A 12,620-nucleotide genomic window follows, 5' to 3' on the forward strand; every position below is an offset into this window, starting at 1 on the left:
CGGCCTGACGAAAGACCAAGCATGCGCGTCCTTGTCACCGGCGGAGCCGGATATATCGGCAGCCACACGCTGATCGAACTGATGGCGCAGGGCCACGAGGTCTGCGTGCTGGACAATTACACCAATGCCACGCCAGAGGTGCTGACCCGCGTGCGCAGCCTGTCGAACGGCACGATGATGGATGTGCGCGGCGATGTGCGCGATGCCGCGACGCTGGACCGCGTGATGCAGGATTTCGCGCCACAGGCCGTTGTGCATTTTGCGGGGCTGAAGGCTGTGGGCGAAAGCCAGCAGAAACCGCTGGCTTATTACGATGTCAACGTGGGCGGCACCTTGGCGCTGCTACATGCGATGGACCGCGCGGGGTGTCGCCGGATCATCTTTTCGTCGTCGGCAACGGTTTACGGCGAACCCGATTACCTGCCCTATGACGAGGCGCATCCGACACGGCCGACATCCGTCTACGGGCGAACGAAACTGATGGCCGAACAGGTGCTGCGTGATTGGGCCGCCGCTGATCCCGCCCGCAGCGCGGTGCTGCTGCGGTATTTCAACCCCGTGGGGGCGCATGGCTCTGCTCGCATCGGTGAAGACCCCAAGGACATTCCCAACAACCTGATGCCCTATATCGCGCAGGTGGCCGTGGGGCTGCGCCCCGCGCTGACGGTGTTTGGCGATGATTACGACACGCCCGATGGCACCGGTTTGCGCGATTACATCCATGTCGTCGATCTGGCCCGCGCGCATGTTGCCGCGATCGCCTATGCCGCCCGCACCCCCGGCGCGCGGCCTTTCAACATCGGCACCGGCCAAAGCTATAGCGTCATCGACATGGTCCGCGCCTTTGAACGCGCCTGCGGCCAGCCAATCCCGACCGTGCAAGCCCCCCGCCGCGCGGGCGATATCGCGGCGATGCAGGCCAATCCGGCGCGCGCGCAGGCAGAACTCGGCTGGCGCGCCACCCATAATCTGGATGCAATGACCGCCAGCACCTGGGCATGGCAATCAGGCAATCCCAAAGGCTATGACGCGCCCTGATCGCCGGTCACACGGCCCTGACCAGCCGTGTCGCAGCTGCGCGCAGCGCTGCATCAAACGGACCACGCGCCCAACGTCGCCGCCAGAGCATCGCTGCCAGCGTCACCACCAGCCAGATCAGGCAAGCCACTGCCACCAGTGCCGCATTGCCCAGCGTGTCGAACAGCCCCAACCCCCAACCATGAAAGATGGCACCCGCCAGCAGGCCCTGCGCAATATAACCAGTTAACGGCATGGACCCGACAGGCGCCAGAAAACCAAGCCGCGGCGCAAGGCGCACCACGATGACCACATAAACTGCCGCGAGTGTCGGCGCGCCAAGCGCGAGCGCGGCAAACCCCAGATAGGTCGGCACACCATCGGGCAGAAAGCCAAGAATCGCGGCCGGGTAGACCCCGTTCACCGGTAGGGCCACAGCCAACAGCAAGGGCAGGCGTCTGGCAAGGACGCAGAACGCCGGACTGCCCGCGTCGAAAAAACCTGATTTGTAGGCCGCAAGCCCAAGGCAGAATGCCCCAAAGGCCAGTGGCCCGTTGAACAGCGCCACGACGCCCAATGTGACAGGCCAGTCGGCCAGCCGCTGTGCTGTCGCATCAAGATAGCTGCCACGATATCCGTCACCCGTCAAAGCAGCCTCAGCCTGCGCCATGTCGCCAGACAGCGCATCAAGAAACCCGAGTGCGCCAAAAGCAAGCGCCGCCAGCGGCACCATCGACAGCGCGATCCGCCGCAGTCGCGGCACTGACGCATCCCGCAGGGTCCACAAACCCGCACCCAGAAGCGCATAGGCCAAAAGAATATCACCCGGAAAGACCAATATTGCATGGGCGACACCAAACAGGCCCAGCGCGATCAACCGCGCGCGAAATGGCGGCCCCGCAGGCAGGCCCGCCCGCGCGGCAGAGGCCAGCTGCACCCCGAAACCCCAGCCGAAAAGGAACGAGAACAGCACAAAGAACTTGCCCTCGAACAGCAGGCTGACAATGCCTTTGGCGGCAAGGTCCAAACCGCCCTCGGGCGAGCCAAGCTGCGCCGCCAGCGGTTGGGCAAGGTACGGCAGGTTCACGATTCCGATGCCAAGCAGCGCAAAGCCGCGCAGAACATCGACAGAAAAGCTACGGGCCATCGGGCGATTCCTTGTTGGCACCTGCCCATTCTAGCCGAAACTTTTGGTCAGGATCGCCCCCAAAACGGCAGGCGCGACGCAGCATCCATGACGCTGCATCGCGCGGTGACTTTAGCCGGTCATGCGGCCGCGGTGGTCTTGCGGCTGGCTTTGCGCACCAGCGCCCACAGGCGGGGGCCGAACACCGACAACAGGGCAATCGCATAGATCGCCAGCGCGATCCGCGATTCGATCAGGAACATCCAGTCACCTTGATTGATCATCAGCCCCCGGCGCAATTGTTCTTCGGCCAAAGGCCCAAGGATCGCACCCACCAGCGCGGGGGCCAAAGGATAGCCGAACCGCCGCATCACGAAACCGATCAGACCAAAGCCAAGCAGCAGGATCAAGGCAAAAGGCGAGCCTTGCGCGCCGACGATGCCCAGCGTGGCGAAACACAAGATACCCGCATAAAGCCATGGCCGCGGGATCGTCAAAAGCTTCACCCAGATGCCGATGAACGGCACGTTCAGCACGACCAGCATCAGGTTGGCGATGAACAAGCTGGCCACCAGCCCCCAGACCAGATCCGCGTTGTTGGTAAACAAAAGCGGACCGGGTTGCAGCCCGTATTGCTGGAACCCTGCCAGCATCATCGCCGCCGTCGCCGATGTGGGCAGACCCAGCGTCAAAAGCGGGATCAACGTCCCTGCGGCAGAGGCGTTGTTGGCGGCTTCTGGTCCGGCCACACCTTCGATAGCACCCAGACCTTCGTCAAATTCGCGGCGCGCTTCGCCGGTCGCCAGACGTTTTTCGGTGGTATAAGATAGAAAGGTCGGGATTTCGGCGCCACCAGTCGGCAATGGCCCGAACAGGAACCCAAGACCGGTGCCGCGGATATAGGGCCGGATGCAGCGCTTGAAATCGCCCCAGTTCAGCCAGACAGACCCAGACACGGCCTGCGCCTTTTCCTTGTGATTCACATATTGCGACGCCAGATACATCGTCTCGCCAATGGCAAAAAGCCCGACAGCCACGATGGCGATGGAAATGTTATCGCTCATCTCCGGTATGCCAAAGGCAAGGCGCACCTGCCCTGTCAATTTATCGGTGCCGACAATGCCGATGGTCAGACCGATGAACAGCGCCGTCAGCCCGCGCGACATCGACCCGCCAAAGGCCGCAGAAACGGTCATGAAGGACAAGACCATCAGCGCGAAATATTCCGCCGTGCCAAACGACAGCGCGACCATGACCATGAAAGGCGCGACAACCGCCAGACCCAAGGTTGCGAACATGCCGCCAAAGAACGACCCGAAGGCCGCAGCGCCCAAGGCCTTGCCGCCCTTACCACGTTTGGCCATGCGGTTGCCTTCGAGGGCGGTCATAATCGACGCGGTTTCCCCCGGGGTGTTCAGCAGGATCGACGATATCGCCCCCCCATACATGCCCCCGTAATAGATGCCCGCGAACATGATCATCGACCCGGTCGCACCGAACGACAGGCTGACCGGTAGCAACAAGGCAACGGTCAGCGCAGGCCCGATGCCGGGCATGACGCCCACGGCGGTCCCCAGCATCACGCCCAGCAACGCGAACATCAGGTTCGACGGTTGCGTCGCGGTCGCCAGACCCTCGAACAGCAGAATGAAGGTATCCATGTGCTTACCTCAGCAAAAGATCGATGGCCCGCTCGACCGGACCGGCAGGCAGCGACAGCCCTAGCCCGTAGCGGAACAGCAGATACAGCAGCGTTGACAACAAAAGACCGATCCCAAGATTGAGCGGCAGCGTCTTTTGCCCAAAGGCACGCGCAGCAAAGGCAAACAGCACGGCGGACCCCGCGATGAATCCAGTGCCGCCGTAAAGCATGAAAATCTCGAGGACGATGCCACCGACCAGCCATGACAAAGCACCGATGTTCAGAGGATCACGCGCCTCGAACGCACCGCGCCATGCCATGATGGCGGTGATCACGGCCATGACAGAAATGCCACCAGCGATCAGATAGGGCACGATCTCTGGTCCAAACTTGGCATAGGACCGGCGGATCGGATAGCCTGACGCATCATTGACGATGACCATCGCCAGCCCGAACAAGGCCACCGCGATCAGCAACCCCGCCAGATCGCGTTTGCCTGTGCCGTGACCGGTCTCATCGTCGAAAGGCAGCCGAAGGTCCTCTTCGGCTGCTTGGTTTTTCGGATCGACCGACATTACTCGGTGATTCCAAGATCGGCGAGGATCGCGGTCGTCGCGGTGATCTGTTCGGCCAGATAAGCCGCGAAATCGTCACCAGCGAGATAGGTGTTCACCCAGCCCTTGGTTTCCAGTTCGGCGTTCCACTTGTCCGATGCGGCCATCGTGCCAATCACATCCAGCAAGGCTGCGCGTTCTGCGTCGCTGATGCCGGGGGCGGCGGCGATCATGCGCCAGTTCTGCACATCGACGTCAAAACCCTGTTCGACAAAGGTCGGCGCATCCAGATAGGCCTGACGCTCTGGCGCGGTGATCCCGATAACCTTCAGCGCTCCGGCCTCGATCTGGCTGGAAAATTCGCTGAACCCAGACACACCAACGCTGACCTGACCACCCAGGATCGCGGCCAGTGCTTCGCCACCGCCCGAATAGGGGATGTAGTTGATCTGCTCTGGTGCCACGCCCGCCACTTGGGCAAACTTGCCTGCCGCGATGTGATCGACGCCACCGGCAGACCCGCCGGCCCAGGTCACGCCACCGATATCGTTGCGCAGCGCGTTGGCAAGGTCTTCGGCAGTGTTGATCGGGCTGTCGGCATTGGCCACGACGACGACATATTCGCCCGTCAGGCGCGCCAGCGGGGTGATATCGCTCAGCGTCACATTGCTTTCGTTGGCGATGATCGCGCCGACCATCACATAGCCACCGACGATCGTCGCAGCGGCATCACCTGTCGACCGGTTGACGAATTGCTGCAACCCGATGGTGCCACCGGCGCCAGCCACGTTTTCAACCTGGATGTTCGGCACAAGCCCTTCGCTTTGCAGCGTCGACTGGATCGTGCGTGCGGTCTGGTCCCAGCCGCCACCGGGGCCTGCAGGCGCCATGATGCGCAGTTCGGATACCTGTGCCACGGCGGCAGATGCCATGACCGATGCGGCCACAAACGCCGCGATACCAAAATTCTTCATATGTTCCTCCCAAAGGATATAAATGACCGCGCAAGCGCGGAGCGGAGCGTGAAGATGTTTGGAACAGGTGCGCAACCATGGCCCACAGGCGTGCTGTCGCGGTTTCCCCCCAGTTCCGGCACCTCCCATGCCCGACTGTGGCAAAGCCTAGCAGCGGTTCCTGTCACCGTCCTGTCATCAGCCCGTCACGGCCGGCCTGGTGCCACGATTTCCTGCCATGTGGTCAGGAACCGGCTGCGCCGCTGCGGATCAAGCGCCACCAGCAGCACCGGTGCCAGCGCGATAGGCTGGATCACACCCGTCCCCATCATCGAGATACGTTCCGGCGTCCATGTGCCCGTGCTGTCCGGTATGATCGCGCCCAGCGCCGATGGCCCCGCGCCCACGCGCTGACCGGCCGGCGACAGCGCGAAATCCACAAACGTGCGCGCCAGATCGGGGTTTGGTGCCGTGCGCGGAATAACCATGCTGCGCGTCAGCACCAGAACGTAATCATCCGGCACGATGATCCCGATGCGCGCGCCCGCCGCCTGCCGCGCAAAGGCATAGGACCCCAAGACATTATACCCCAAGATCAGCTCGCCACTGGCGACGCTGTCCAGAATTGCGGGGCTCGAATCGCTCAACCTTGCGCGGACCCGCCCGAACGCTGCCGCCAGCCGCCAGAATTGCGATGAAATCTGCTGGTCCTGCGAGGCAAGCAGATACCCGACGCCGCTGCGTTCGATGTCATAGGTGGCGACACGCCCCGCAAAACGGGTGGGCTGTTCTTCCAGCAGCACCGCCAGATCCAGATGCGTACGCGGCTGCGTGCCGGGCGGCATCAGGCGGGGGTTATAGATGATGACGGCGGGTTCATAGGTAAAGCCGATCACCTCGGCCCGCCATTGCGCCCAAGCGGGCAATGCCTCCAGCCAGACGGATTGATAGGCCAGCGCATGGCCGTCATTGGCCAGCTTCATCTGCAGATCAGACGCCGACGAGATCAGCACATCAGGCGCGGGGTCCAGCGTGCCTGCCAGGAACCCATCGTAAAGCGCCAGACTGTCCCGTTCCAGATAGGTCACGGCGACACCCGGATTTTCGGCCTGAAACGCCGCAATATAGGGTGCGAACAACGCGGTATCGGTTGTACCTGCAATGGCCATGCGCTGCGTTTCGGCGGCGGGTGCGGGGAAAAGGATCGCATCGGCCGATGCAGGACGGGGCGCGCCCAGCGTGGACAGGGCAAAAGCCAGCAGCACGGCCCCCACAGCGCCCAAACGCCTTGCGCGGGGGAGGGCGATTTGCACCGCGTCTTCGACCGGCAGGGCGACGATGACCTCCAGCCCGCCACCGGCGCGGTCCGACAGGGTCAGCGTGCCACCATGTCCCGCCACCACGCCTTGCGCGATGGCAAGGCCCAGACCGGACCCGACAGTGCCGCTGGCCCCTTCGCCGCGCACGAAACGTTGCAGCACGCGGGCCTTGTCGGCATCCGTGATCCCCGGCCCCCTGTCCCGCACCACCAGCCGCACCATGCCACCGGTCTGTGTTGCCACCGCGATCTGGATATCGCCCGATGAATAGGCCAGCGCATTGTCGATCAGGTTGTGCAGCATTTCGCGCAAACCAACACGGTCGCCATTTACGACGATCGTATCGGTGCCAGCGCCGATATCGGTGCCGACACGCGGACGCAGGTCAGGGTCCAGCCTGTCCACCACCTCTTGCACAAGGGCAGTGATCGAGATCGGGCGCCTTTGTTCGGTTTCCATCCGGTGGGAAATGGTGGCATCCATCAAAAGCTGGGTCACCAGATGGCTTGCCTCGACCGCAGAGGTGTGGATGCGCCCGACACGCGCCCGCAATTGTGCGGCGTCGGGTTCATCCAGCGCCATTTCTGATTGCGCCCGCAATGACGCCAACGGGTTGCGCACCTGATGCGCGGCTTCGGCCACCAAACCGCCCATCCGCGCAGTGGATTGTTCCAACCGGCCCATGAAATTGTTCAAACCCCCGACAAGGCGCTGCACCTCGACCGGCACCGGCACGTCCAGCGACGACAGATCGTCGGGCCGCCGCTGCCGCAAGGCGCGGTCGATCACCGCAAGCGGCGCAAAGGCGCGCCCGATCACGATCCAGACCAGCGCCAGCGCCAGCACCGTCAGCACCCCGACCGGCACCAGTGCCGCCCCCACAATCTCGGCGGCCAATGCGGCACGCGCGCCACGGGTTTCAGCCACCCTGATCGTGACCCAGCCGGTGCCTTGCGCGGTTGAAATCAGCCGCCCCAGCCGGACCATGCGGACAGGTTCGCCATTGTGGCGGATATCGGAAAACACCGGATCAACCGTCGTGGCCAAGGGCGTATCGGGCGCAAGGTCCCGATAACCCGTGACATGTTCGCCTTGCGGGCCAAGCACGGTATAAAAAACCCGTTCCTCGCCCGACACCATCGCAAAGGCGGCAAAGGGCATTTCAACCACCACGGCCCCATCCTCGACCAGAACGGCACCGGCAATCGACAGCGCAGCGGCCGACAACAGGCGATCAAGCGCCTGATCAGCAGCGCGATTGGCGTAGTCCGAGATGAAGGTCATCAGCAGCCCAGCCGCCCCCAGCAGCATCGACGCCGCCAATATCAGGATACGGCGGCGCAGGGATGGCGGGCTAGGTCTGCGCATCCGCCACCACCCGCGCCATATAGCCGACACCGCGCATGGTGACGACTTCGACATTGCTGGCCGCGATCTTGCGGCGCAGGCGCGACACCAGCAATTCCAGCGCATTTTCCGATCCGCCATCATCCAGATGCGACAGGCGCGACATCAGCCTTTCGCGGGTCACGACGCGGCCCGCCTGTGTCATCAACGCTTCGAGCAGGCCGAATTCCCGGCGTCCCAGATCAATCAGCTGTCCGGCCTGCCTGACGATCCGGCTGGCCGGATCCAGCTCCAGATCGCCCAGCTGCAAAACCGATGTGAACTGCCCGACGGGGCGGCGCACCAGCGCGCGCAACCGCGCCTCCATCTCGCGCATGTCAAAGGGTTTGACCAGATAATCATCTGCGCCAAGGTCCAGCAGGCTGACCTTGTCGTCGATCTCGGCCCTTGCGGTAATGACCAGCACGGGCAGATCGCGCTGCTGGCGTCTGATCTGGCGCAGGATCGCAATGCCATCCGCCGCAGGCAGCATCAGGTCCAGAATAACCGCATCAACAGGGTCATGGTCCAGCATGGCGACGACATCATCGCCAGTCCGGTTCCATGTCACGACATGGCCCGCCATGCGCAGCCGTCGTTCGACAGCTTCGCCAACATCGTGATTATCTTCAACCAAAAGAACCTTCATCCCCACTTTTGAGACCAACCGCAGCCCCAAGTAAAGTCCCAAGCCGTGATCCGGTCACGCGGTGACTGGCGTCTTTGTGATGAAACACGCCTTGCAAGCACAGGTTGCCGCTCCGAATATCGTGAAACGAAAGGGTTCTAGATGAAAACGACCACCACGCTGACCTTTGTCCTTGCGCTGATCGCAGGCGCACCTGTTCTGGCGCAATCCTATGATGTCGAAACGCTGGCCAAAGGTCTGGACCGGCCTTGGGCGATGACATTCCTGCCCGATAGCGGCGATATCCTGATGACGGGACGGGGCGGGATCTTTCTGCTTTATGATGCGGCCAGCGGCGCGGTCTCCGAACTCGACGGCGCGCCCGATGTCAGCACCGCAGGTCAGGGCGGGTTGCTGGATGTGGCCCTTGCCCCCGATTTCGCCGACAGCAACGTGATCTACATGACATGGGCCGGCAGCGTCGCAGGTGGGACGACAACCCATCTGGGGCGCGGCACGCTTGACCGTCTGGCAGGGACCGTGACCGATATCGAAACCCTGTTCCAGGTCAGCCCCGGCATTGCCAGCAACGCCCATTACGGATCGCGCATCGTGATCCATGACGATCACATCTACATGGGCACCGGCGACCGCAACTCCAAGGCTTTCGGCCCCGACCATATCGCGCAGGACCTGTCGAGCGAGAACGGCAGCGTGATCCGCCTGACGCTGGATGGCACAGTGCCGGATGACAATCCTTTCGTGGACATCGAAAACGCGGCCCCTGCGATCTGGTCCTACGGGCATCGCAATATTCAGGCGATGACCGTGCATCCCGACACCGGTGACATCTGGCTGGCCGAACATGGCGAGGCTGGCGGCGACGAGATCAACATCGTCGCGCGCGGCGAAAACTATGGCTGGCCGCTGGCCGCCTATGGCGTGGATTACCGCACCGGTGAACAATTTGCGCCCACCCATCAGGATGGTGACGGTTTCGTTGCCCCCGCCTATCATTCGGGTCCCGGTCGAAACGACCATTTCCCGCCCTCTGGCATGACCTTCTATGATGGTGACGCCTTTCCCGACTGGCAAGGGCATCTGCTGGTCGGCAACCTGTTCCACCGGTATCTTGGCGTCTTTCCCGTCGATGGCGCGCAGGTATCGGACCCCGAACGCGTGCTTGACGGCGCAGGCTATCGCATCCGCGATGTCGCGGTCGGGCCACAGGACGGCTATATCTATGTCCTGACTGATGGCGATAATGCGCCACTGCTGCGGCTGGTGCCATCCGAGGGCTAGCCCGCCGCGGCCTGCGAATTGCAAGGTTTTCGGGCAAACGATGATCCTTGATGCGCGGCATGGCAGGGGAAGGCCCTTGGCGTGCCGCATGACGCTTGACCCGCGCGCCCAAGCAGGCAAATTGGCGCAACCGCACGCCATTTGGGGGATGTTGGCACAGATGAAAGGATCATTCATGACGGATTACATGATCAACACAGCGCGACGTGGGGCGCTGGCGTTGTTCGCGGGGGCGCTTGTCGCAGCCTTGCCGCTGATGTCCCACGCACAGGACAACACGCCGATGGACCCGCGCCTGACAACGCCCGGTTTCCTGACCGTCGGCACCGGTGATCCGGTCTATCCGCCGTGGATGCTGAACAACGATCCCGCCGGTGGCGAAGGGTTCGAAAACGGGCTTGTCTATGCATTGGCCGCCGAAATGGGTTTTGCTCCCGAACAGGTGGTCTGGGTTGGTCAGACGTTTGACCAAACGATTGCGCCAGGCGCCAAACCCTACGATTTTTCGATCCAGCAGATTTCTGTGACCGAACCGCGCAAACAAGTCGTCAGTTTCAGTCAGGTCTATTTCCAGCCTGACAAGGCAGTCATCGCCCTGCCCGGCACCGCCGCCGAAACCGCCACCAGTTTCGCGGACCTGCGCGGTCTGCGCTGGGGGGCGGTGATCGGGACGACCGACAACGATTACCTTGTGAATATCCTCGGCGTGACCGATGCCGCGATCTATAACGAACAAGTCGATGTGTTTCAGGCGCTGCAGGCTGGCCAGATCGACGCGACATTGGCCGCTTTGCCGACCGCGCTGTTCATGACCGCCGTGCAGGTGCCTGATGCCAGCATCGTCGCCCTTGTCCCCGCCGATGAAAACGACAGCGGCCACGGCCTGTTGTTCGAACTCGGCAGCCCGCTGGTGCCATGGGTTGACGAGGCGCTGAGCGCGGTGATCGCACGCGGCGTCGTGGAGGAATTGATCGCAACCTATCTGGTCGCTGATCCGGACCTGCCGATCATCGCGGAATGACCGATAGCCCTGCCGCCGCGCCACAAGCTGCGGCCCATGATCCGGCGCGGCGGGGACCACCCCCGCCGCCGCCTCGCCGTGGTTTCAACTGGAAACAAGCGATGATCCCCACAGCCATCGGCGGGATCAGCGTTGTCGTGGTCTTTGGCCTGATGGCTTGGGTGGTCACCTCGGCCGCGCAATGGCCGCGCATCAAGCTGCAATTTTTCAGCATCGACGCCATGATCGCGGCCTTTCCGCGCGTGTTGCAAGGGTTCTGGGTGAATATGCAGGTCTGGCTGACGGTGCTGGCCTGCGTGCTGGTCTGGGCGTTGGTGCTGGCGGTCGTGCGCAGCTTGCGCGCGCCGTGGTTCGCGCCGTTCCGGTTGATGGTGGTGATCTATATCGACATTTTCCGTGGCGTGCCGGCGCTGCTGCTGGTGCTTTTGTTCGGCTTTGGCATCCCCGCGCTGAACCTGCCGGGTCTGCCCAATTCCGGCCTGTTCTGGGGCGCTTTCGCCATGGTGCTGAGCTATGCCGCCTATGTCGCGGAAATCTATCGCTCTGGTATCGACGCCGTGCATGAAGGCCAGCGCGCTGCCGCCAAGTCACTGGGGCTCAGCGAATGGCAGACCCTGCGCTATGCGATCCTGCCGCAGGCGCTGCGCAATGTGGTGCCGGCGCTGATGAATATTGTTGTCGCCTTGCAAAAGGATGTGGCGCTGCTGTCGGTGATCGGCGTGCGCGATGCGGTGCGCGAGGCGCAGATTTACACCGCCACCACCTTTAATTATTCGTCGCTGATCGTGGCGGCGGCGCTGTTCTTGCTGGCAACCATCCCGATGGCGCGGCTGGCCGATTACCTGACACGGCGCGACCGCGAACGCCGCCTGCAAATCGCCGGATGACACAATGATCCCCCCCATGATCGATATCGACACCGTCACCAAATATTTCGGTGAAAAGCTGGTGCTGGACCGTGTCAGCCTGCGCATCGCCCCGCATGAGGTGGTCTGTCTGATCGGCGCGTCCGGATCGGGAAAATCCACCCTTTTGCGCTGCGTCAACCGGCTGGTCGCGCATGATTACGGCACGATCCGGCTGGACGGCGTGCCTGTCGATGACCCCAGCTTTGGCAAGACAGGGTTGCAAAAACGCGCAGCCATCGTGTTTCAATCCTATAACTTGTTTGCGCATATGAACGTGCTGGACAATATCACGCTGGCCCCCCGCCGCGTGCATGGCCAGTCGCGCGCCGAGGCCGAAGACCGCGGCCGCGACGTGCTGGCACAGTTCGGCATGGCGGGGTTTGCCACGTCTTATCCCGAACAATTGTCCGGCGGCCAGCAACAGCGCGTGGCCATCGCCCGGGCCTTGATGACCCGCCCCGATGTCTTGTTGCTGGATGAAATCACCGCCGCGCTCGACCCTGAACTGGTGGGCGAGGTGCTGGCGATCATCCGTGGCCTGAAAGATGACGGCATGACCATGATGATCGTCACCCATGAAATGGGTTTCGCGCGCGATTGCGCGGACAGGGTGGCGTTTCTGGATGGCGGCGTGATCTTGGAACAGGACACGCCCGACCGCCTGTTCGGCACCCCGCAAGAGCCGCGCACAAAAGCGTTCTTGCAACGGATCATCGCATCGGGCCGGTTGTGACGTGACAGGCAGCGCAGGGCGCAAGGATTGC

General features: G+C 62.7%; 11 protein-coding genes. 5 read left to right on the plus strand and 6 right to left on the minus strand.

Annotated elements, in window-relative coordinates; translation table 11 throughout:
• The first annotated feature begins 21 nt into the window (after positions 1 to 21).
• Positions 22 to 1,038: a UDP-glucose 4-epimerase GalE gene (gene galE, locus ACPF9B_RS12685; RefSeq protein ID WP_424177802.1), complete on the plus strand. Its 1,017-nt coding sequence runs from the start codon at positions 22 to 24 to the stop codon at positions 1,036 to 1,038.
• 7 nt (positions 1,039 to 1,045) lie between these two features.
• On the opposite strand, the gene ACPF9B_RS12690 is transcribed toward galE, so the two are convergent.
• The 6 genes from ACPF9B_RS12690 to ACPF9B_RS12715 all read right to left on the minus strand — a co-directional run bounded on the left by ACPF9B_RS12690 (position 1,046) and on the right by ACPF9B_RS12715 (position 8,646).
• Positions 1,046 to 2,164 carry a DUF418 domain-containing protein gene (locus tag ACPF9B_RS12690; RefSeq protein ID WP_424177804.1) on the minus strand — a complete coding sequence of 373 codons (1,119 nt, stop codon included), beginning with the start codon at positions 2,162 to 2,164 and terminating at the stop codon, positions 1,046 to 1,048.
• Positions 2,165 to 2,283: 119 nt separating this feature from the next.
• Positions 2,284 to 3,804, minus strand: coding sequence for a tripartite tricarboxylate transporter permease (locus ACPF9B_RS12695; protein ID WP_007206498.1), 1,521 nt, complete (start codon positions 3,802 to 3,804; stop codon positions 2,284 to 2,286).
• Positions 3,805 to 3,808: 4 nt separating this feature from the next.
• Entirely contained in the window at positions 3,809 to 4,360 is a 552-nt protein-coding gene (locus ACPF9B_RS12700; RefSeq protein ID WP_424177807.1) for a tripartite tricarboxylate transporter TctB family protein, read from the minus strand.
• Positions 4,360 to 5,313, minus strand: coding sequence for a Bug family tripartite tricarboxylate transporter substrate binding protein (locus ACPF9B_RS12705; RefSeq protein WP_007206496.1), 954 nt, complete (start codon positions 5,311 to 5,313; stop codon positions 4,360 to 4,362). The genes ACPF9B_RS12700 and ACPF9B_RS12705 overlap by 1 nt, the downstream gene beginning before the upstream one ends.
• 185 nt (positions 5,314 to 5,498) lie before the next feature.
• The gene (locus ACPF9B_RS12710; RefSeq protein WP_424177809.1) at positions 5,499 to 7,979 is read right to left on the minus strand and encodes an extracellular solute-binding protein; all 2,481 of its coding nucleotides are present in this window, start codon (positions 7,977 to 7,979) and stop codon (positions 5,499 to 5,501) included.
• Positions 7,966 to 8,646, minus strand: coding sequence for a response regulator transcription factor (locus ACPF9B_RS12715; protein ID WP_424177811.1), 681 nt, complete (start codon positions 8,644 to 8,646; stop codon positions 7,966 to 7,968). The genes ACPF9B_RS12710 and ACPF9B_RS12715 overlap by 14 nt, the downstream gene beginning before the upstream one ends.
• Positions 8,647 to 8,787: 141 nt before the next feature.
• Here ACPF9B_RS12715 and ACPF9B_RS12720 point away from each other — a divergent pair, with 141 nt between their 5' ends.
• The 4 genes from ACPF9B_RS12720 (at position 8,788) to ACPF9B_RS12735 (ending at position 12,589) form a co-directional block, all read left to right on the plus strand.
• Positions 8,788 to 9,927, plus strand: a complete 1,140-nt coding sequence (locus ACPF9B_RS12720) for a PQQ-dependent sugar dehydrogenase (RefSeq protein WP_424177813.1) — start codon at positions 8,788 to 8,790, stop codon at positions 9,925 to 9,927.
• Between the two features lie 175 nt (positions 9,928 to 10,102).
• Positions 10,103 to 10,948 (plus strand): ABC transporter substrate-binding protein, encoded by an 846-nt coding sequence (locus ACPF9B_RS12725; RefSeq protein ID WP_424177815.1) that lies wholly within the window; start codon positions 10,103 to 10,105, stop codon positions 10,946 to 10,948.
• Between the two features lie 101 nt (positions 10,949 to 11,049).
• Positions 11,050 to 11,835, plus strand: a complete 786-nt coding sequence (locus ACPF9B_RS12730) for an amino acid ABC transporter permease (protein ID WP_424177817.1) — start codon at positions 11,050 to 11,052, stop codon at positions 11,833 to 11,835.
• Between the two features lie 16 nt (positions 11,836 to 11,851).
• Positions 11,852 to 12,589: an amino acid ABC transporter ATP-binding protein gene (locus ACPF9B_RS12735; protein ID WP_424177819.1), complete on the plus strand. Its 738-nt coding sequence runs from the start codon at positions 11,852 to 11,854 to the stop codon at positions 12,587 to 12,589.
• The last annotated feature ends 31 nt before the right edge of the window (positions 12,590 to 12,620 follow it).

The sequence above is a fragment of the Yoonia sp. TsM2_T14_4 genome (assembly GCF_049602355.1).
Classification (GTDB): Bacteria; Pseudomonadota; Alphaproteobacteria; order Rhodobacterales; family Rhodobacteraceae; genus Yoonia; species Yoonia vestfoldensis_A.